The 22491-nt window shown below is 41.5% G+C and carries 12 protein-coding genes and 1 pseudogene; 11 read left to right on the forward strand and 2 right to left on the reverse strand.

The window, feature by feature from the left end; translation table 11 throughout:
* Nucleotides 1–4: 4 nt before the first annotated feature.
* From RBB56_RS12665 to RBB56_RS12685, 5 genes are all read left to right on the forward strand, one after another.
* Nucleotides 5–2353 carry a type I phosphomannose isomerase catalytic subunit gene (locus RBB56_RS12665; protein ID WP_306719324.1) on the forward strand — a complete coding sequence of 783 codons (2349 nt, stop codon included), beginning with the start codon at nt 5–7 and terminating at the stop codon, nt 2351–2353.
* Between the two features lie 44 nt (nt 2354–2397).
* Nucleotides 2398–4188, forward strand: coding sequence for a sensor histidine kinase (locus RBB56_RS12670; RefSeq protein ID WP_306719325.1), 1791 nt, complete (start codon nt 2398–2400; stop codon nt 4186–4188).
* A complete protein-coding gene (locus RBB56_RS12675; RefSeq protein ID WP_306719327.1) occupies nt 4163–5740 on the forward strand; it encodes a response regulator transcription factor in 1578 nt (525 codons plus the stop codon). Before RBB56_RS12670 ends, RBB56_RS12675 begins: the two co-directional genes overlap by 26 nt.
* Before the next feature lie 176 nt (nt 5741–5916).
* Nucleotides 5917–6897 (forward strand): hypothetical protein, encoded by a 981-nt coding sequence (locus RBB56_RS12680; RefSeq protein ID WP_306719328.1) that lies wholly within the window; start codon nt 5917–5919, stop codon nt 6895–6897.
* A gap of 15 nt (nt 6898–6912) precedes the next feature.
* Nucleotides 6913–7959, forward strand: coding sequence for an NAD(P)-dependent alcohol dehydrogenase (locus RBB56_RS12685; RefSeq protein WP_306719330.1), 1047 nt, complete (start codon nt 6913–6915; stop codon nt 7957–7959).
* 94 nt (nt 7960–8053) lie between these two features.
* Here the strand turns inward: RBB56_RS12685 and RBB56_RS12690 are convergent, their stop codons facing one another.
* The gene (locus RBB56_RS12690) at nt 8054–9622 is read right to left on the reverse strand and encodes a glycoside hydrolase family 43 protein (RefSeq protein ID WP_306719331.1); all 1569 of its coding nucleotides are present in this window, start codon (nt 9620–9622) and stop codon (nt 8054–8056) included.
* Nucleotides 9623–10053: 431 nt separating this feature from the next.
* On the opposite strand from RBB56_RS12690, the pseudogene RBB56_RS12695 reads away from it, so the two are divergent.
* The 6 genes and pseudogenes from RBB56_RS12695 to RBB56_RS12720 all read left to right on the forward strand — a co-directional run bounded on the left by RBB56_RS12695 (nt 10054) and on the right by RBB56_RS12720 (nt 18232).
* Nucleotides 10054–11332: pseudogene (locus RBB56_RS12695) on the forward strand (IS110 family transposase).
* Nucleotides 11333–11750: 418 nt separating this feature from the next.
* Nucleotides 11751–13133: an extracellular solute-binding protein gene (locus RBB56_RS12700; RefSeq protein WP_306719333.1), complete on the forward strand. Its 1383-nt coding sequence runs from the start codon at nt 11751–11753 to the stop codon at nt 13131–13133.
* Between the two features lie 83 nt (nt 13134–13216).
* Entirely contained in the window at nt 13217–14122 is a 906-nt protein-coding gene (locus RBB56_RS12705) for a carbohydrate ABC transporter permease (protein ID WP_306719334.1), read from the forward strand.
* Nucleotide 14123: 1 nt separating this feature from the next.
* Entirely contained in the window at nt 14124–14975 is an 852-nt protein-coding gene (locus RBB56_RS12710) for a carbohydrate ABC transporter permease (protein WP_306719335.1), read from the forward strand.
* 143 nt (nt 14976–15118) lie between these two features.
* Complete coding sequence (locus RBB56_RS12715; protein WP_306719336.1) at nt 15119–17062, forward strand: right-handed parallel beta-helix repeat-containing protein; 1944 nt, start codon at nt 15119–15121, stop codon at nt 17060–17062.
* A 3-nt stretch (nt 17063–17065) separates the two neighbouring features.
* Complete coding sequence (locus tag RBB56_RS12720; RefSeq protein ID WP_306719338.1) at nt 17066–18232, forward strand: glycoside hydrolase family 5 protein; 1167 nt, start codon at nt 17066–17068, stop codon at nt 18230–18232.
* A 55-nt stretch (nt 18233–18287) separates the two neighbouring features.
* Here RBB56_RS12720 and RBB56_RS12725 read toward each other — a convergent pair whose 3' ends face one another.
* Complete coding sequence (locus RBB56_RS12725; protein ID WP_306719340.1) at nt 18288–22427, reverse strand: Ig-like domain-containing protein; 4140 nt, start codon at nt 22425–22427, stop codon at nt 18288–18290.
* Nucleotides 22428–22491 lie beyond the last annotated feature (64 nt).

Raw genomic sequence — 22491 nt, forward strand, 5'->3', positions numbered from 1 at the left:
TACCATGAAATGTATTGTACTTGCCGGGGGACGCGGTGATCGTCTTTGGCCATTATCAAGAAAAAGCTATCCGAAGCAGTTTATTAAACTGCAAAAGACTCATTCTATGTTCCAGGAAACAATCGCCAGAAATCTTCCTTTTTGCGATGAATTTGTGATTGTAACGAATAAGGAGTATCAGTTCATTATAGATAATCAGCTAAGTGTATTTCACGGACTGACAGAAAGCTGTATTTTTGAGGAATTAGGGCGTAAAACGACAGCGGCCATCATTCTTGCCTGCCTGCAGTTTCCTATGTCTGAAACAGTTCTCGTAGTGCCTACTGATCAGTTAATAGAGGGTGAGGAATATAAGAATGCGGTACTTCGGGGGAAAGAACTGAGCAAAGAAGGATTTCTCGTAACTTTTGGAATGCAGATTCAGGAACCGGAAGAACGGTTTGGATATATTCGTTTTGATGGAGAGGATGTATTACAGTTTACTGAGAAACCCGATAGAGAAGAGGCATTTGCCTATCAGGAAAGTGGAGAATATCTTGTCAACAGCGGTACTTTTATGTTTAACGTAGGGAATATGCTGCAGGAGCTTAAGAAATATTCTCCCGAATTGGAACAGGCATGCCGCAGGGCATATAAGGCAAGGAAGCATATAAAGAGCCATGTTCTTTATACGGAGGAGATATTAAGAGGGATTCCGCCGGTAGCAATCGAGAAGTCGGTATTTGAACATACGAAGCAGGCGAAGGTAGTACATTGTTCCTTCAAGTGGAAAGATATTGGAAGCCTGGAAGACTTGAAAGCGACGGAGCTTGAGACAGCGGATGCCAGCAAACAGGTGGACTACCACTGTGAGAACACAGAGATTATCAATCAATGTCATCGCAGTACAGTAGTGGCAAATGGATTGAAGGACATACTTATCGTTAATACACCCGATGCGGTGTATGTCGGTGAAAAAGGGAAGTCTGACGAGCTAAAGGATATTATCCGTGAATCGCCGCAGATTAAAGAGTTTGTCAATCGTGGAAGAATTGTATACCGCGCATGGGGAACTTATGAGCTTCTTGTAGATGAGATGAATTACCGGGTGAAGAAGATTATTATTTATCCGGGGAAAACCATATATGCCCATAGCCATAAGTTAAGAAGCGAACATTGGTCCATCGTATCCGGAACCGCGAAGATTGAGTTAGATGGTGTAAGCGGTACTTATGAAATGAACGATGTCATTGCTGTCGGTCGGAATACAGTACATCAGGTATCCAATATAGGAATTGTACCGCTTATTATTATAGAAGTATCCGTAGGAGAGAATGTATCGGAGGATGATATGATCTCTATTGAAAGTAAAGATCTTACGGAGACAGATCTTGGTTATCATTTAGAACCGTGTGTGAAGCTTCACCCTTCTTATAAGGATTATCTGTGGGGGGGCATCAGACTAAAAGAAATGTACCATAAAAACTGTGATTATGATATTGTTGCAGAAAGCTGGGAATTGTCGGCCCATCCGGACGGACAGAGCACGGTGGCGAGTGGCCGGCATAAGGGAATGTTATTTGCTGAATACTTGGAGAAGATCGGTAAGGAAAGTTTAGGATGGAAGTGTCAGTCCCTGCCTCGTTTTCCCATACTGATTAAATTTATAGATGCTGCTTTACCATTATCAGTACAGGTACATCCTGATGATGAATATGCGTTGGAAGTAGAAGATGAGTATGGTAAAAATGAAATGTGGTATGTAGTGGATGCACAACCCGATGCTTATATTTATTGTGGATTTGCCAGGGCAGCATCCAGAGAAGAAGTGAAGGAACGGATAGAAAATAATACGATAACAGAAATATTAAATAAGATACCGGTGAAAACAGGAGAAGTGTATTTCATTCCGGCCGGAACAGTACATGCAATTGGTGAGGGATTATTAGTCTGTGAGGTTCAGCAAAGTTCCTCCTGTACCTATCGTCTGTACGATTATGGACGCCGGGACAGGCTGGGGAATTACCGTGAACTTCATGTGGAGAAGGCGCTGAATGTGATTGATTATCAGCCATATATGCCTCAAAAGTTCGAATTTGGAGTGGATACACAGGAGGAATATGAATCTCACTTGCTTTGTAGCTGTAAGTATTTCGAATGTTACAAGTATTCGGTAGAAGGTTGCGTGGAGATACCTATGACGGAAGAATCCTTCCGTTCTGTTGTTTGCCTGAAAGGTAAGGGCAGCATTGAAATTATGGAACAGGATTACCCGGCTATGGAATTTTCGAAGGGAGAAAGTCTCTTTTTGCCCAAATCCGATAAAATCTGTAAGATAGAAGGTTCCTGTGAAGTTCTGCTGACAAAAATATAAAGCCCGTCGGTGCAAGGTACTCACAATATAAGTTGGAGACAAGCATGAAAAGAGAAGAAAATACGAATTTGCCGTTCGATAAAAAGATGATACGGTTTATGACGAGAGCCTTAATTATTTCTACGATTCTTATTATATTTGTGTCGGCTGTTTCGACTATCGTATCGCTGATTAATAAATCTACCCAGATGGCCATGAAAGAGGTAGATGCTATGACGGCCAATACGGAAAATAATTTTATGCAATACTATGATCTAATATGGTCAGTGAACTTAAATGATCATATACAGACATACTTAAAGGAAGAAGAAAACCAACAGGAAACAATTAAGAATGCATATAGTGTTCTCGATAGCATAAGCAATATGAACAGGAATGTTAACTTTATTTCTGTAATGAAAGAAGATGACGGTTTTTTAATAAAGGGAAATGCCATACCTAATTGGCTTCCTGACTATAAGAAGCAGATCTACGATGATTACAACAATAGTATTAATATGCGGAATAATGTAATGAGAATGGTCTGGTCGAAGTCTTATAGTATGAAGGATAGGTATTCGCTAAGTATTTATTATCCACTGTATTCCAACTCTGTGATAGATGAGCGGTTAGGAACTCTTTGCATCAACATCAATGACGCGAACTTACAGCAGCTTATGTCTGATAAGAACGTAGGCGGAGAATTCGCGGTAAATACCTTTTTTGTCCATAAAGATGGTCATATTATCATGCCCATGGATGAGAAAGGCAATGGAAAGCAGTTGGAAGGTTTGGACTTTCACAATAGCAAACAGGGAACAATATCGAGTAACACAGGAATTATCATATATAAGAAGCTAAGCGGTTGGGATTTCTATTATGTGACCCATATCGGCTGGTGGGAGCTTGCCAAAGATAGTGTTTGGACAGTTATGCTGTTATTGCTATTACTGGGAGGACTTATTGTTTTGTTTATCCGTATTGCGAGGCAAATGGTAGAAATGGCATATGAGCCATGGGGGAAGATTGTCACGGCCATGGAAAAGGTATCGGAAGGAGAGTTGGAGACAAGGGTCTCTATAGAAGATGATGCCCCGGATATGAAGGTGGTGGAGAAAGGCTTCAATAGTATGATGGATCAGATTATCAAACTGATGGAGCAGGTGAAGGCAGAAGAATATCAAATGAATCAAATGCGATTGAATGCCCTTCATTCTCAGATACAGCCGCACTTTCTGTATAATACATTAGACTGTATTCATTGGCAGGCGGTTGTAAGCGGAAATCGGGATATTTCCAATATGGTAAAAGCACTTGCCACTTATTATCGGACATGCTTGAGCAAAGGGAAAGATATTATTACGCTGCAGCAGGAGCTGGATTATGTCAAGAATTATTTATATATACAGAGGATGAGGTATGGTGAGATCTTAAATTATGAAATTATAGCGGAGCCGGGGTTGGAAAAAGTAGCAATTCCGAAGTTGACTTTGCAGCCGTTAGTGGAAAATGCTATTTATCATGGTATAAAGTCCACGGAAGGGCGGGAAGGACACATAATAATAAGGGTGTTGGATATATCTCCTGATATCGAAATCTATGTGGAAGATGATGGTGCCGGGATGTCGCAGGACAGAGTGGAAGAAATGAATCAGTCGATTGAGGTATTCGATGAAGAGTTTGGGTGGGGAGTCAGAAGCGTCAATCGCAGGCTCCAACTATTTTGTGGTGAAAAATATGGCTTAACTTATAAGAAGAATATTAAAGGGGGCGTTACCGTAAAAGTGCTGATTCCTAATACACATTATACAAGAGGAAAGGATTCACAGAATGATGAAAGCTTTGATAGTAGATGACGAGAAAATGATCAGAATGGGAATTCGTTCTGCGATTCCATGGAATGTGTTGGGAATTCAGGACGTATTCACGGCGGCATCCGGTAGAGAAGCGTTGGAAGTATTGGGACAGGAAAGTATAGATATTATGGTAACGGATATTCGGATGACCGAGATGACAGGAATCGAGCTTATCAGTGAAGTGAGAAAGGTCAAAGAGGATATCCGTATCATTGTATTGACTGGATATGATGATTTTGACTATGCGAGAGAATGTCTTAGAATGCGCGTACAGGATTTCCTGTTGAAGCCGGTAGATGAAGATGTACTGATAGATTCTATTAAGAAACAGGTACAAACGGTGAAAAGCAGAATAAAGTTGGAAGAGGAACAGGTTCATATCAACAGAATCTCAGGAACATCCGAACAAATGTGTCTCGAATCGTGGATGAGAGATCTTATTGTGAATAAAGGGACGAAAGAGATTGCAGATGAAATATGTAAGAAATATCATTATGCAAAGGATACGAAGCTGCGCATCGCTATATTGATACCTTCTGTTTATGCGGGAGGGATAAGGGAAGGGGAAAGTGAATCCTTATCTTTACTTACGATTAAGAATCTTTTGATCGGATATTTGGATGCAGGAAAACAGGGAATTACCTTTGAGGATAATAACGGCCGTATCTTACTTGTTCTCTTTGAAGGTGAGAAAAGCGATGAGTTAGAGAACTGTGTGGATAACTTTACAAAGCTCATTCACGAAGAAGTCAATGTTCGCATTCGGGTAGTTATGGGAAGCGTAGTGGAAGGCTTTGAGAATGCGGCGATTTCTTATAACGATGCTCTTTATTTGTGGAATCAGGAAAAAGACGGCTATAAGACATTGATTGAATACAAAGGAAAGAAAGGGCAGCTGGATATGTTCCGCGAAGTTTATGCGGAACTAAAGAATAATCTAAATGAAAATATGGGAAATGCGGAGAAGGTGGTTAGGATATTCGATTCCTTTTGTGCTGCGACCAATTCTTATAATATAACAGACCAGTATGTGAGAAGATGTTGTTTTGAAATAGCATCATCCGTTTATTTCAACTATGTGGTGGAATCGGGCGAAAATGCGGATAGTAAGCTGAATGCATTATTAGGGGCATTACTCAGTGCCAATCGGAATGAGAATTATGAAATTACAAAAGCATTTTTGGAAAATATTCTGAAAATAGAAGAGCATGATGCTCATGAACTAGTGGTCTCGGCTAAAAGATATATCAATGAGCATTTAACGGAAGATATTTCAGTGGCAGGAATCAGCGAATATTTTTATTTGAGTCCTAATTATTTTTCCAGATTGTTTAAGCGAGTGTGCAATGAAGGCTGCAACGAATATATTGTTCGCAAACGGATTGAAAGGGCAAAGTATATCTTGGCAGCAACGAATATAAAGATAGGAAAGATTGCGCAAGATGTAGGATATAGGGATACTAATTATTTTTCACTAGCGTTTAAAAAACAGACGGGGATGTCCCCTTTGCAATATAGGGAAAGTATCCGTAAAGTAGATAGTAATTTATAGAAAAAAGACATTTTATTACATAGGAGCTATTCTGTCCAAATGCTATAATGGCAAAGAAGGAATTTCTATTTTAGGAATTCCCGGGCAGAATAGCTTTTATTTTATATCAGATGAAAGCTCGTTATTTAACCGCGAGAGTGGGCGAAATACACTTTGGTTATATTAGGGAGGCGGTAATGAATAAGCACCAAATGAAAGCGATGAAAACAGAAGTCTTTGCTAAATGCATGAAAGTATTTACAACGCTTATGCTTACAGCTTTGCTTACAGGCTGCTCAGGAGACCAATATGCAGTACAAAAACAGCAGACTGAGACGGTACAACATGTGGAACAAGAGCTGCCCAACTTTATTGCGGAAGGGATTCGCAAGCTATCCATCGTGGAGAATCAAGCAGAAGTTTTGGATATTGCATATGAACCAAGAGAGTATGAAAGTACCTATGAGTATTGGAAGATATCGGTTCCCTATGGAGAAGAAGCAATTGTCGATACGGAGGCGTTGCTCGCATTATTCTATAAAATAGAAGGCCTGGAGTTAGAAGCGGTAAGTGAGTACCCAGAGGATATTATAAACGAGCTTAAGGCTGGGAAATTAAAAATTACATGGGAGTATTGCAGCGGTGGCAGGGACGATGAGAATGCTTATATGGCTAATGCGGATAGTACAGCTACCCTGTTATTATGTGAAGCTGAGGATGATTATTACGCAGCTTATCAAGATGCCCCACAGATTATCTATAAAGTTCCTAGGAAAGAAATCGATGAAATTATAGGCGCAGATACCTTTGGCTTGATTCTAAAAATTAGTGCAGTTGCCAATATCGACACGGTAGATACGGTTATCATCAATATGGATAGCGGGGAATATCGGTGGAATCCGAAGGAAGAAACATACCGTTCCTTATATACTGATCTGCTTAGTATATTGCTGAAAGCGGAAATCGAAGAAGGGGAACGAAGTAAAGTGGATCAGGAGAAAGATGCTTTGCTAAGCCTTCAGTTCGTGAGAAATATAGCTGACATGCCGGATCTTGTGGTGGAATATCGGGAATATGATTCTGAGTATGCTGTTTTGTCGGTAAACGGAATCGAGAATTTCTTAGTGAATAGAGCAGATATAGAAGCTTTGAAAGAAAAAATCAGGAGTGTATCATAAAAAGGAGAAGGAGCGATGAATAAGGTAATGAAGGCAGCAGTTATGACTGACATTAGAAAAGTAGAGATACAGGAGAAAGAAATCCCTACTCCAAAAGCGGATGAAGTGTTGGTGAAAATCGAGTATGTGGGTATTTGTGGTTCTGATCTACATTATTATGAAGCGGGAAGAATCGGTGACTTTATTGTTCAGACTCCATTTATTCTCGGGCATGAGGCGGCGGGAATTGTTGCGCAAATCGGGGAAAAGGTAAAGCATCTAAAGGTAGGCGATAGAGTTGCTCTTGAACCGGGTAAGACTTGCGGACAATGTGCAGCATGCAAATCGGGAAAATATAATTTATGTAACAATGTTATTTTCTTCGCTACTCCTCCGGTAGATGGAGTATTTCAGGAATATGTAGCTCATGAAGCGAATCTTTGTTTCAAGCTTCCGGAGCATGTAACTTCCATGGAAGGAGCTCTAATCGAACCGCTCGCTGTTGGACTTCATGCGGCGAATCAAGGAGAAGCGGGCCTTGGTATGACAGCGGTAGTAACAGGTGCAGGATGTATCGGTTTGGTAAGTTTGCTCGCATTGAAAGCCAAAGGAGTATCGAAAGTAATCGTTGTGGATGTAGTGAAGAAGAGATTGGATAAAGCTCTAGAATTAGGGGCAGATGCCGTCATCGATGGCGGGACGCAGGATACTGTTCAGGAAATTCTACGGCTTACAGGTGGAAAAGGCCAGGATATCGGAATTGAGACTGCAGGTTCTCAGATAACAGCAGGGCAGTTGATTAAGTCGGCGAAGAAAGGCTCCAATCTTGTATTGGTAGGATATAGCGCAAATGGAGAGATGACACTTCCCGTAGGTACCGTACTTGATAAAGAGCTGAACATCAAATCAGTGTTCCGTTATCGCAACATTTATCCGATGGCAATTGAAGCGGTTGCAGGCGGTAAGATTAATATTAAGGATATTGTTACTCATACATTTCTCCTGGATGATATTCAGGATGCCCTGAATTCTTGTGTAGAAAATAAAGCGGATATTGTAAAAGGTGTTATAAAAGTATCGTAGAAATATTGTAAAGATGTCATAAAAAGAATCGGTACCCTGATGTGTTAGATACAGAAAAAAGTCTGTGTCACATAATCGGGGTACCGTTCTTTGATTATTTATAATAGTGAAACCAATCGAAATCTGCAAAGTTCTCTGAATCCTGCCTGTTGGAACTCGCATACATACCTATATATGCACCCGTGAAGCCTTCATTAGTGTTGGAGCTTAAAAGAGAAGCGGGAAGGTTGTTCATAAATAGCAAGTTTTGATTCTCATCCAATCCATAATAGAAATGATAAGCTGACGTGCTGCAATGCACGGTTAAATATAGCTTCTCATTGGAAGAAAGAGGGATTTCTTTGATAATGGTACGGTTTCCTGCTTCTGTTTTCGACAATCGTAAAATAGGACTACCATCCTTTTGTGTTTTGGTAAATATATAGTTATATCTGTCATCCTGTAAAGCTACAATTCCTGCCTCCTCATCCTTATTGCAGGGAGTGAATTCGAAGGCTGTTTTAACCGTACAGCTAGGGTCTTGCTGCCTCCTGGCTATGAGTGCCGGGGATGAGATCTCTTCTATCACTTCCGGGGATAAAGATAGCCGTAGATATCCGGGTCTATCTGCCAAAGAATAAAAGGTTTTCGTAGGCTGATGAATCATATTCCATAGCAAAGATAAGGTGGGGGATTCGAAGTTATCGCATGGATCCGGGGGAAGCATAGGATAATCTTCAAGGTTCGGCCTGCGTTCGGTTATGTTTACCAGTCCATTATGATTATCGACCAATGGCCATCCATCCTCTGCCCAGGTAATAGGAATAAGGAACGTCTCACGGCCGGTATTGTAATGGAAGCCCTCATAAGGACGTACAGCCAGTAGAACCATCCACCATTCATCATTTTGTGTCCGGATAATATCAGCATGTCCTGTTACGGAGATATCCGACAGAAGAGGCAAGTGTCTGTGACTTACGATAGGATTCCTTGGGCAGATTTCATATTCTCCTTGAATCTGGGTGGATCTGGCCATCATAACGCTATGATTTGTGAAGGTTCCACCTTCTGCTGTAATTAAATAGTACATACCGTTTATTTTATATAAATGAGGAGCTTCTATCCATTTACTTCTTGAAATATTACCGTCCCAGATATTCTTCCTCTCTCCGATGAATTGCAAGGTATCAGGATCGAGCTGCTGCAAATAAATTCCGTGATGTCCTTCGTAAAGTTTATCGTCGCTAATGTAATTACCTGTATACCATAAGGTATTATCGTCATCGAAGAAGAGACTCGGATCAATGCCATCGGCTCCTTCAATAAATACCGGATTACTCCATGGGCCTCTTGGATCCCTGGCAGTTATAATAAAGTTATCTCTGTATACCTCCCTTCCACCGGAAACAAAGGTGTTAATAATATAAAAAATACCTTCGTGATATCGGATGGTCGGCGCCCAAAGGCCAAGTGACATTTCACAATTCTTATAATCCAGTTGATCGGCACGGTGGATTCCATGTCCTATCTGCTCCCAATGGACTAAATCTTTGCTATGGAAAATGGGGAGTCCCGGGAAATAGGCAAAGGATGAAGTTACCATATAATAGTCTTCGCCCACCCTGCAAATGGAAGGATCAGGATAAAAACCGCTTAATATGGGGTTTTGAAAAACCTGTGTCATAAAAAAGATACCTCCTTAGTTTTAATATAAGATTTGTATAAGTAATTGTAAAATCCCATGAGTTTCGCAAATACTAATATGGAATCTATATATTAAGTATAGGAGATAGTGTAAAAAAGAAAATAGAATAAATTGTCCGTCTTCTTTGTTTTTCTGTGTTTCCCTATAGGAAACAAGTAAGAAAATTATAGAATCAAGACATTTTATTAAATATAAAATTGCTGATAAAAGTGATAGGATACATATATAAAGCTGATGGAACAAGAATTATAGTAACTTCGGAGCAGCAAGTTAAGCTCCGGTCAAATGTATGAAGGAGCATTCCTGTTAAGTAACAAATGACAGGTTTGCAAAAAATGAGTGCCACCCATAGAATAATGATTGTTAACTGGCCGGTTGACAAAATCATCGTTCGAAGGAGACACCCACAAATGAATTGTAAACAAAATCAAAAAATCAATCAAGTAAAAGAATCAACTTTGGTAGTTGGAATCGATATCGGAAGTACAACACAGTACGCCAGAGCTTTTGACTGGCGAGGCATCGAATTAGGGAAGGTCTTTAAATTTAGCAACAGCAGAGAAGGTTTTGACAGCTTCAAAAACTGGATGCAGTGGATACAGGACAAGAACAAAAAGTCAGATGTTATCGTAGGTATCGAACCAACAGGTCACTACTGGTTTGACCTTGGCGCTTATCTTGAAGATGAAGGCATCCTCCTGGTTATGGTCAACCCTTATGCGGTAAAGCAGACCAAGGAACTGGATGACAACAGCCAAAGTAAGAATGACAGCAAGGATCCCAAGGTAATCGCAAAACTCGTTATAGAAGGAAGATATTGTGCACCATATACACCGGATGGGGTGTATGCAGATCTAAGAATTATGGCAGCGAATCGGAAGAGGCTTATCAGGGAACTTACCCAGATCAAGAACAGATTTGCCAGATGGTTTGCCATATACTTTCCTGAATATAAAGATGTATTCGGGGATTATGAATCACAAAGCAGTATGCTGCTTCTAAAGAAAGCATGTACACCTGAAGCAATCGTGGGACTCGGAGCCGAGAATATAAATCAAATCTGGCGTGATGCAAAACTGCGGCTTCGTCGGGATGAAAAGGGCAACGACCCTGTGCGAGACAGCAAAGCGTAGCATTGGCCTAAAGAAAGGCTCTTCGGCAGCTGAGTATGAAATGAAACTACTGCTCGAGGATCATGATTACAAAATGGCACAGCTTGAATCTGTTATGGAAGAAATAGAAGGCTTGTGTAAAAAGATACCCGAAAGCGAGCAGATGCTTGCCATCAAAGGTATCGGACTGATTACGGTTGCCGGATTTCTGGCTGAGATCGGTGATGCGAGGCGTTTCGAATCACCAAGGCAGATACAAAAGCTGGCAGGACTCTCGTTAAGGGAAAATAGTTCAGGAAAGCATAAAGGACAGACGACCATAAGCAAACGAGGTCGAAGTAAGCTGCGAGCTGTACTGTTCAATGCTGCGATTCCACTGATAGCTACGAACCCGGAGTTCAATGCCCTGCATGAGTATTATACGACCAGAGCAAATAATCCACTGAAAAAGAAGCAATCCGTGATAGCCATCAGCTGTAAGCTGATACGAATCTTTTATACTATTTTGACCAAAGGTGTATCGTATGATGCACAAAAGATGATGTCTGACATACACAGACAGCCAGCGATAGCATAAGAGGAAAACTGTAGAATTCAGGAAGACGTCCACCCTAAGGTGCTGAATGGAACAGAAAAAGAAACAAAACATAGAGAGCCGAAGTCAGATTTTTCACCATCAGAGCAGAGACTCAGCGAAGGAGCATCATGACGCCCCTTTATGGATAAGCAGAACGAAGGAATTCAGGACCCTGAGGTATAGGTGATCCCGTATGACATGGGAGGTTGGGCTGCCGTAAGGATTTGGGGATAAGGAAAGGCCGATCATAACAAAATAAGACGACGTCTTATTAAGTGAACCCCAAATATCCATATATCCATGATTTAAGGCCATGGGGAATGACATTGACGAAGAATGCGGTTCTATAAAAAAATGAAAAAGTAAGAAAAAGCGAGTTAACAAGAGAAAAATTAAGATAATTATGGGAGGATGGTTAATGAAAAAGAGAGCAAAGAGAATTGCCGCATTACTTATGGTCGCAGCAATGGTGATTCCAATGACCACAGGATGTGGAGCGAAAGATACGTCAAATACAAGTGCTGACAATGGTACTGCTCAGACGGAAACACCTGCGAAGGAAGCGCCTGCTAAAGAGGCATCCGGAGATGGAGAAGAAATCGTATTTTGGAATATCGGCACGGAAGAAGTGGATAAGGCAGTTTATGATAAGGCTATTGAAGTTTATCATCAGACGACAGAGTCCGGATATACGGTTACCAGCGTACCGGTACAGAATGATACATATAAAGAAAAGCTGATTATAGCTATGAGTTCAGGTGAATGCCCGGATATGTACATAAGCTGGTCCGGCGGTCCGATGAACGAATATATTGAGTCAGGATATGCACAGCCTATTACTGAGTTGTTTAACAATAGTGATCTTCCTAACAGACTTATGGATGCAGCAATTGCACAGGCAACGTATAAGGACGATATTTATGCTGTTCCGTTTATGAACGTTTCCTTGTCCGGAATTTACTATAATAAAGATTTATTTGCCAAATATAATCTGGAAGTACCTACTACGGTAGCGGAATTGGAAGCAGTTTGCGATACTTTTGTAGCAAATGGAATTACTCCTTTTGCTCTTGCGAATTCAGCGAAATGGACGGGTTCCATGTACTTTATGAACTTGGCAGCGAGAAAAGGCGGATTGGAACCATTTAAAGATGCGGTAGCAGGAAGCGGCACCTTTGAAGATGAAAGCTTTATTTATGCAGGAGAGAAGATAGCAAGCTGGACGGAAAAAGGTTATTTTCCTCAGGGCGTTAACTCCTTAAGCGAGGATGACGGCCAGGCGAGGCAGTTATTATATCAGGAAACAGCGGCAATGGACCTTATCGGTTCTTGGTATACAGGCTTGATTCAGCAGGATAGCAAAGAGTTCTATGAGAAGATGGGCTGGTTCCCCTTCCCTAAGGTAGATGGATCATCCGCAGATTCTTCCATAATGATCGGAACGATCGGAGATAACTTTATATCCTTCAACTGTGAGGGCGAGAAGCTCGCAGCAGCGTTCGAATGTGCATCTAAGTTCTCAGAGGAAGAAGTAGTAGACTTTATGGTAGAAAGTGGTAAGGTTCCTCCAATTAAAGGTGTGGAAGCGAAGATTACAGATCCTATCAATAAACTCATTATTGAGGCGGCAAATAATGCATCATCCACACAATTGTGGTATGACCAATATCTTCCTCCGGCAGTGGCGCAGGTACACTTAGATACATGTCAGGAAATCTTTGGTTTGACAATGACACCCGAGGATGCAGCAGCACAATTCCAGAAGGCTATGAAAGAATATTTAGAAGAAGTGGCAGAATAAAAGGTATTCCCGGGTAATGCCCGGGAACCTTTTTCTTAAGTAGCAGGATTTGTTCTTTTTTATTGGAACAAGGAGGTATAAAAATGGAAAAAAAGGCTATCTCTTTAGCAGAAAAGAGAAAACGAGACGTTCATAAAGCAGCATTTATATTTTTGCTGCCAGTCACATTATTAATGATAATTTATATTTTTTACCCGATTATAGATACATTTATTACGAGCTTGTATAAATGGAACGGAATTTCCAGCCAAAAGACGATGACTGGACTTAGAAACTGGGAGAAACTTATAACAGATAAAGCTTTTTGGATAGCCTTTAAAAACAATATTCTGGTCATGATTCTGTCTATCTGCGTCCAGATACCGATTGGCTTAGCGCTTGCAACATTCATTGACTTCGGCGGAAAGAAAATGACCATATTTAAAGTGTTATGGTTTATTCCTCTTCTTATGTCATCGGTTGCCATCGGATTCTTGTTTACCTATGCCCTGGCTACAAATGGAGGTATTTTTAGTGCTATTTCCAACTTATTGGGCGGAGGGAATATCGATTTATTGGGCAATCCTAAGACGGCTCTTTATACGGTAATCGGTGTTATTGCCTGGCAGTTCACCCCCTTTTACATGGTATATTGTATGGCGGCCTATACGAATATTTCTGTTGATGTCTATGAGGCGGCTGTTATCGACGGAGCCAATAGGGGACAATATTTTCGAAAAATTGCCTTACCGCTGTTAGCCCCTTCTTTGAAAAGTGCGGCTATCTTATCGATGGTAGGTTCATTAAAATACTTCGATCTTGTTTATGTTATGACCGGAGGCGGTCCGGGCACATCGACGGAATTGATGGCGACCTATATGTATAAACAATCCTTCGTGAAGTTCAATATGGGGTATGGTTCCGCAGTGGCAGCCGGTATGTTCATACTGATATCCATTGTTTCCTTATTAACAATGAGGCTATTGAACGGAAGAAAGGAGGCAGCATAAGATGAACAATACTGTAGAGAGAAGCAAAACAAAAAGTAGGATTAGTTGGATTATTGCGTGGGCTTTGGGGATTTTCTGGACGATTGTATCATTGCTGCCCTTTGTATTTATGGTACTGAATTCGTTCAAAGAGAAGTTCGAAATGTTAACTAAGGGTGTTTTCTCATTGCCTGACAACTTATACATAGAAAACTATAAAGCGGTACTTCAGGGAAGCTTTTTCAGATTCTTTTTTAACAGCGTAATTGTACTTACAGTATCTCTTATATTGCTGTTATTTATTTCTGCGTGTGCGTCCTATCCGCTTTCCCGCTTCAAATTCAGGATGGCGGGAGGAATTTATGCACTGATCGTGGCATGCATGTCGATTCCTATCCACATTACATTGATTCCCGTATTTAAGATGTCCAAGAATATGGGGGTGTATGATTCCATCTGGGCATTAATTGGTCCTTATGTTGCGACAGCAATTCCGATTTCCGTTTTTATTCTAACGAGTTTCATGAAGCAGATACCGGATGAAATAGAGGAGTCAGCGCAGATTGACGGCTGTAATAGATATCGTATGTTTTTTAACATAATACTTCCGCTGGCGAAACCGGGACTGGCAACGCTTGCCATTTATAACGGTGTGAATATGTGGAATGAGTTCAGCTTTGCATATACATTAACACAATCTTCCGCTAATAGAACGTTGCCGTTAGCTGTATGGGAGTTCCAGGGGCAGTATTCCATGAACACTCCGATGATTATGTCCGTACTTACCCTGACGGTAATACCGATGATCTTATTATTTATCTTCGCACAGGATAAATTGGTAAAGGGAATGACGGCAGGAGCAGTAAAAGGATAAGTATTAGTATGTAAAGTTAAAAATAACTATTAAAATCGAATAAAGCAGAATCCGCGGGTAAGCAAAGCAATCTTTGCTTTTGTAACTGTGAGAGTACTGAACAGTTACGATGGGTTGAGGAATAGATAAGGAGAGATGAGACTATGAGAAGAGAAATTCATGTATCAAAAAAGGGATCAGATAACTTTGCAGGAACACAGGAACAACCATTTCTAACCATTTCTATGGCTGCTCTTGTTGCAAGAGCTGGTGATACGGTTATTGTGCATGAAGGTGAATATAGGGAGTGGGTGAAGCCGCTGCATGGAGGAACAAGTAATATTGATAGAATTACCTATCAGGCGGCAGAGGGGGAAGAGGTAGTTATCAAAGGTTCCGAAAGAATAAATGATTGGCAGCAGGTGGAAGGAAACGTATGGAAAGTTATCATATCGAATAAGATATTCGGTAACTATAATCCTTATAAGGAGGTTGTGTTTGGCGATTGGTTCGAGCAGCCCCTTCATATGCCTATCCATTGCGGAGAAGTATATTTGAATGGAAAATCATTTTATGAAGCCAAAAGTCTCAATGAGGTGAAGGACCCTATTATGCGTCTGGATGGAGATAATCCGCCGTGGACCAAGCATAGAGAGCCTTTGCTTCACCCGGAGGATTCAGTTTATCAATGGTATTGCGAGGTGGAAGAAGAGAATACTATCATTTATGCCAATTTCCAAGGTGCGAATCCCAACGATGAACTGGTGGAAATCAATGTTAGAAAATGCTGTTTCTACCCCGAATTGACCGGAAGGGATTATATTACGGTACGTGGATTCGAAATGGCTCAGGCAGCAACGCCTTGGACACCCCCTACTGCAGATCAGCCGGGACTTCTTGGAGCAAATTGGAGCAAAGGATGGATTATTGAGAATAATATAATCCATGATTCGAAGTGCAGCGGAATCAGTATAGGAAAAGAAGCATCCACGGGACATAACGCATGTACGTATACCCATAGAAAACCCGGATATCAGAATCAGATGGAAGCTGTTTTTAAGGCTTTGCAGATTGGCTGGAGTAAAGAGAAGATAGGATCTCATATTATTAGAAACAATACGATATATGATTGTGGACAAAACGGAATTGTGGGCCATTTGGGCTGTGTATTCAGTGAGATTTGTAACAATCATATTTATAATATTGCAATAAAGCATGAATATTTCGGATATGAAATTGCAGGTATCAAACTGCATGCATGTATTGACGTACAGATTCATCACAATAATATCCACCATACGACATTGGGTATATGGCTGGACTGGCAGGTACAGGGAACGAGAATAAGCAAGAACCTTTTCTATGCCAATGACAGGGATCTTATGATTGAAGTAACACATGGTCCTCATTTGGTAGATAATAATATTCTGGCTTCGGAATATAACTTCGATAACATCGCACAGGGAGGCGCCTTCGTAAATAATCTTTGCTGTGGTTCCATGCGCCGTGAACCGGTACTGAACAGAGCGACTCCGTATCATTTCCCGCATACGACACAGCCGGCAGGAACAACCTTTGTATATGGTGGAGATGATAGATGGTATCAAAATATCTTTGTCGGAGGAGTACAGACCTATACGGAGCAATCCATATGCGGTACTTCCGACTATGACGGAAGCCCGGAATCCCTAGAAGAATATGTGGAAAAAGTGATTGGAATCGGAAACGGTGACTTAGAGATCTTCGAGCAGGTGAAGCAACCGGTATATATTAACAATAACGCTTACTTCAAGGGATCGACGGCCTATAAGGAAGAAAAGGATAATATCATCAGCGATTATGATCCTCAGGTTAAGATTGTAGAGGAGGATGGAAAGGTATTTCTGGAAATGGTAGTGAGTAAAGCGCTTCTTGACCAAAAAGGAGTGATTCTTGAGACGAAGGATTTGGGTATGCCGCGTATTGTAGAAGAAGCCTTTGAGAATCCGGATGGAAGTGAAATTATATTCGATACGGATTACAATGATAAGGAAAGAAAACAAAATGCGGTAATCGGACCCTTGAGCGATCTGAAAGAGGGATGGAATCGAATTCAAGTATGGGGGTAAGCGATGGATAAGTATATAAAAGGTGTGAATCTGGGAAACTGGCTTGTGCTGGAAAAGTGGATGAGCCCTGCCTTATTCGAAGGAACTACTGCAGATGATGAATACTATCTTCCCAGACAATTGGAGAAAGAAGAGTATGAAGCGCGCATTCGGATACATCGCAGTGAATATATTACCGAACGTGATTTCGTTTATATCAAATCCGTGGGATTGAATGCGGTTCGTATTCCCGTACCATATTTCATATTCGGGGACTGCCCCCCTTTCATCGGATGTATCGAAGAATTGGATAAAGCGTTTGCCTGGGCAGAGAAGTATGGACTACTTATTTTAATTGATTTACATACGGTACCGGGAAGCCAGAATGGGTTTGATAACGGAGGAATATCAGGAGTCTGCAAATGGTCACAGGAGCCTGAAAGCATAGAATTTTCCATCACTGTGCTCGAGCGGTTGGCAGAAAGATATAGCGGTCATCCCGCTCTTTGGGGAATCCAGATATTGAACGAGCCGATTACCGAGAAGATGTGGAAGGTTATGGATGTGCCTGACCGTTACAAGCCGGCAGATGAAGAAATGGCGAAAGGAAGTGCTCCCAATACACTTGCTTTTATAAAAGATTTTTATACACAAGCCTATCGAAGGATAAGAAGATTCCTCCAGGAAGAAAAGGTAATTGTAATACATGATGCCTTTGAAATAAAAGAGTGGAAAGACTTCATGAGAGAAGAAGAGTTTAAAAATGTAGTTTTGGACACCCATTTATATTTAATGTTGGCTGAGATGGATGGCTGCGAACAGACGGCGGAAGGATACGAGAAGTATATAGAAGAAAACTTCGCCGCGGATATCGAAGAAATGAGCGAATATTTCCCTGTTATCTGTGGAGAGTGGTCTCTATTCAATTCGGCCGGCTGTGGTATGGATACGCGGGGCGGACACAATCCCTTAGGCGTGAAGGTTGGCAGGAAAGAGAGTCTGTCAGCAGAAGATAAGAAAGAACTATACGCTAAGGTCGCAATGGCTCATTTAAATGCTTTTGCAAAAGGAAGTGGATACTTCTACTGGAATTATAAATTGCTTCTGGATACGGCAAATGATACCGAGTGGATAGGCTGGGATGCATGGGACTATGGAAGATGTGCGGCTCATGAATGGATAAAGACGTAATATAATACGGAGTGCTTTTTATTATTATATATAATAAAAAGCACTCCGTAATTAATTATTCAAATCCATCAAACTCATCATTATCGAAATTATCTCGATTCAAGCCTTCTTTCTTTTCTTGGTTCTTTAATTTTGTTATAGATATTACTTTTCCGGTCTTCTTCGTGTTTATCTCCGGTTCCCTATAATCATCGACGAAATCATCATCCAGGGCGCTGTATTCGCTATCTTCGTAAGATGATTCTTCATGAGAAGATTTTTTCCGAGAAGAAGTAGTAGAGAGCGGTACCTGTTTAGCCTTACTGCGTTCAGGCGTTGTATCGGCTGAATAATTGTCACCTGAGTCTTCGTCCTCTTCCGCATCATCCGCTTCTTTCTTCGTTAGAAGGAAGAATACGGCAGCACCAACTGCGGCACATATAAGAAGAATCAGAATCACAATCACAATAATTCTCGGATTAAGGTCGTTGTTGCCAGTCTTGACCGCAGATGAGAGTACCTCGATATCCGCAGCATCTTCATCTATAGTTTCATCAGTAGTAGAAGCTTCACTGATAACAGCTAACTCTGCCATTGAGGAGTCACTAATAATAACCGCATAGTCAGAAGCGTGAGTGAAAGTAAAGATAATATCTCCGGCTTCGGTAACCTCGGCCTCATCGACAAACTCCAATTGTTCAGACTCTGGATTGTAATAGAATAGGTTGGCAATCCGTCCGGCATTATCTTTTGCTGTATTAATGGTAAGTATGGGAGAAAAATCAAAACTTCCATTGTGGGCGAGTGTAAGCTCAATTACAGTAACATTCTCGTTTTCACCCTTGGCAGCAGTTAGAATAGCAGAAGGAATGTTGCCGGTATTCATCGCTACTCCCATATCGATACCATTGGCTTCATCCGCCACAATATTACGGCCGTTAATGACCCAGCTAATACTATTGCCCATACTGAGCACAACGTCAACATCTTTTCCGCGGATGGAAGAAAGGGATTCCTCATACAAAACGGTATTTTTCTTCATATCGATCGTTGCGCGCCCTTCTGCAGCCTTCTTATTCTCGGAAGAGGAAGGAGACAAACTTCCGGAAGTGTTGTTTTTGGAACCTGTATCCTCGTTAGAACTTTCAGGAGAAGTATTCCCGGAGTTATTCGCATTCGAACCGGAATTAGCATTTTCATTTGTATCCGAGTCTGGACTCGTATCGGTATTTGTGTTCGTGTTTGTATTCGGGGTCGTGTTCGTATTCGAATTAGCGCCCGTGTTAGTATTTGTGTTGGAATTCGTACTTGTATTAGGGGGAGTATCTGTATTCGGCCCCGTATTAGTATTTGAATTCGTATCAGTATTCGAGTCTGTGTTAGTGCCCGAATTGTTATTTGTTCCGGAACCTGTATTATTGTTCGGGGTATCCGAGCCTCCACCGGAGGAATTATTGCCGTCAGGAACACTTGGCTTAGGGGTAGATGGTTGATCAGACGGCAGTTTTGGAATGACCTCTGTATAGGTATCACCAGACCGGGAACAAGTATAGGTGCGGATTCCTTCTTCGGTTGTCGTTGCCTCCTTTGTTACCTTAGCCGTATAGTTGTGACCGAGCGCGGGGATTTCTTCGGTATATGTATCGCCGCATCGGGAGCAGGTATAAGTCCTGATGCCCTTTTCCGTACAGGTTGCCTCTTTTGTTATTTTAGAGGTATAACTATGCCCCAGGGCAGGAACGGTTCTTGTCTCCTTGAAGCCGCAGATATGGCAGGAACGGGTGTCTATACCGGTCTCTGTACAGGTTGCTTCCTTGGTATGCTCCCATTCACCGAAGTCGTGATTCGTACATTCGGTAGTAGGAACTGCATTTACGGTAATCGCAATTGCAATGCCCGTCACTGTATTATAGTTAGCAGGGTCCGGATTGTAAGAGGCCTTATGAGAAACGGAGCCTTCTTTGCTAAGAACGGTGGTTGGTGACTCCCATGCGAATCCGGCAGGCAGCTTAATGGAAGCCAGAGTATTGCCAGATACTGTTTGTAATCCCGTAGGTACTGTATAAGATGGAGTACCCTTAGTGACGGTAAGGGGCAATGTTTTCTTTATTGTATTATATTTCCCTGTATCAGTAGGAGTGAAGGTTGCAGCATAACCGGAATTCTTAACGGTGGGTACCGTATCCGGCGCATCGAAGCTCCATCCGGTAGAAAGTGAGATGCTGCTTAATTTCTGATTCGGATCGTAAGTTATGCCTTTTAAGGTCGGTACTGTATAAACAGGGTCTATTTTCTGAACGGTTACCTTGCAGGAAGCGATGGAACCGCCGGAAACAGTTGCCGTAATCGTCGTAGTTCCCGGATAGACTGCAGTAACAACTCCATTTGCATTTATTGTGGCAATGGACTCATTTTCGCTCTTAAACGTAACGGAAGAAGCACTTACCTGTGTATTATCGATAAAAGCAGTTAAAGTGTGAGTCTTATCTGCAGCCAGCGTAATGGAAGACTCGCTTAAGGTGACTTCCTTTACCGTGGTAGGCTTAATGCATGCATTGGAAGGCATGCCCTGATATACCGGTATGCGGAAGACGAAAGGCCTATTCAAAGAACCGGCGTTCATATAAGCTTTTCTCACATTTTGTGCTTCTGAAGAAGGCGCGGCGATATTCTGCATATATTGATGGTTATGAGTATCCGTTTTCGTAACATTGAACTTCTGAAGGTATAAGGTATCCTGCCCTATTTGTATGTAGTTTTTGGAGATAATATTTGAGCCGCCTCTTAAGGAGAGATATCGGCTTGTCCAGCCATATTCCTGCGCCTTTTTCAGACCATTTACAATGACCTCCGCATCTCCTTTTCCGGTAGCACCGATATTAAAGTAGTTGTAAAGTCCGGTGTAGCCGGAATAGGTACCGGATATTAAGGCGGATTTCCCTTCTTTGCCCTGTTCTTGCAATACTCTGGAAGAGAGGTGGAAGGGGCTGACTCCATACTCTCCGGCAATAGAAATAAATGCTTTGGAATAGGGTTGATTGTCTCCGGAAATGGTGCCGGACATAAAGGAACCATCCAAGATACCCTGAACAGCAGTTTCTGTATGATAGGTGGGATTATAGTTTAACTGCTCGAACTGGAAAATATGGTTATCCGTCAGAAAGTTCCTGGGATCCATATAATAGGCGAGAATACCATCGGTAGGGTAAGCCCAGTTGTTATCATAACTTCCGTTTTTCCAGGCAGAGTTTACCGAGGCATGAATCAGGCTTCGATTTTTTTTATTTTGTTCGGCAACAATATTACTCCAGTTCAATTCTGTATTCATTTTTACAAAAATCCACTGTGGATGCGCATTTTTTAAGGCGATGAGAGCGGACTGATAGGATTCGGGAAATTGAGCGATATCAGCGGGAACGCTGCTCACGGCGGAGAAGCTTTGAATACCGAAGGCTCTTGCAGTTACAGGAGCCGTGGTAATGTGTTCACTTTCGAAGGAGAGCAGGCCTTCATCGGAGTAAGCCAGATAGCTGCGTTCCACATAGCCATTATAGGTAGTGCCCTGAATATTGAAGGATACTCGATACCATATATTTTTATGGCTGTCTTCTCCTATCCCGATAATTTGTACGGATTGACCGCTGTTAACGGATATAACAGTATCAGAATGGCTGAAGGCTTCCTTTTTAATTTCATAGGAATCTACAAGGTAGACGAGAGCGAGAATATCCTTATCTTTTACAATAGTATCCAAGTCGGACTGAGCACTTGTAAGATCAGAAAGATAAGTCGAAGATTTCTCCGTATTGACATTTACTGTAATATGGGGAATGTCCTTAGCGGGGTCCAGCGAAGGCGATAATGTATATAAAGTTTCATCCCAGACTGGTACGAAGTCGTAGGACTCCGAATCCGTAGAGTTATAATCCTGATCACATTTCCATGTGACAGGAATCTCGGTATGTTCCTCAGAGGAATCGAGATACGCCGTCAGATTCTGAGGAAAGGCGGCAAGGAGTTCCGATAAATCCGGTCTGTTATCGAAGCTATGGGCAGAATGCTCTGAGGAAAGTTCATCAAATGAGGTGATAAGAGGAATTTCTACAGAGGATGCCGTATCGATTTCGGCAGCATGAACAAACTGTGAATTCCCAAGTAAAGAAATTAGTGTTATGATAAGTATGGAATGTTGCAGTTTTTTTCGCATGAATTTCATCGTGTTTTCTCCTATGAATGTACTAAATATGTATAGTTCAGCTTTCGGCTGAGTTATAACATAT

The organism is Kineothrix sp. MB12-C1 (genome assembly GCF_030863805.1).
GTDB lineage: Bacteria > Bacillota > Clostridia > Lachnospirales > Lachnospiraceae > Kineothrix.

Coding starts and splice junctions, on each gene's coding strand:
- RBB56_RS12715 (WP_306719336.1), top strand. CDS start 15,119: ATGAGAAGAGAAATTCATGTATCAAAAAAGGGATCAGATAACTTTGCA.
- RBB56_RS12665 (WP_306719324.1), top strand. CDS start 5: ATGAAATGTATTGTACTTGCCGGGGGACGCGGTGATCGTCTTTGGCCA.
- RBB56_RS12680 (WP_306719328.1), top strand. CDS start 5,917: ATGAATAAGCACCAAATGAAAGCGATGAAAACAGAAGTCTTTGCTAAA.
- RBB56_RS12725 (WP_306719340.1), bottom strand. CDS start 22,427: ATGAAATTCATGCGAAAAAAACTGCAACATTCCATACTTATCATAACA.
- RBB56_RS12710 (WP_306719335.1), top strand. CDS start 14,124: ATGAACAATACTGTAGAGAGAAGCAAAACAAAAAGTAGGATTAGTTGG.
- RBB56_RS12675 (WP_306719327.1), top strand. CDS start 4,163: ATGATGAAAGCTTTGATAGTAGATGACGAGAAAATGATCAGAATGGGA.
- RBB56_RS12670 (WP_306719325.1), top strand. CDS start 2,398: ATGAAAAGAGAAGAAAATACGAATTTGCCGTTCGATAAAAAGATGATA.
- RBB56_RS12685 (WP_306719330.1), top strand. CDS start 6,913: ATGAATAAGGTAATGAAGGCAGCAGTTATGACTGACATTAGAAAAGTA.
- RBB56_RS12700 (WP_306719333.1), top strand. CDS start 11,751: ATGAAAAAGAGAGCAAAGAGAATTGCCGCATTACTTATGGTCGCAGCA.
- RBB56_RS12720 (WP_306719338.1), top strand. CDS start 17,066: ATGGATAAGTATATAAAAGGTGTGAATCTGGGAAACTGGCTTGTGCTG.
- RBB56_RS12705 (WP_306719334.1), top strand. CDS start 13,217: ATGGAAAAAAAGGCTATCTCTTTAGCAGAAAAGAGAAAACGAGACGTT.
- RBB56_RS12690 (WP_306719331.1), bottom strand. CDS start 9,622: ATGACACAGGTTTTTCAAAACCCCATATTAAGCGGTTTTTATCCTGAT.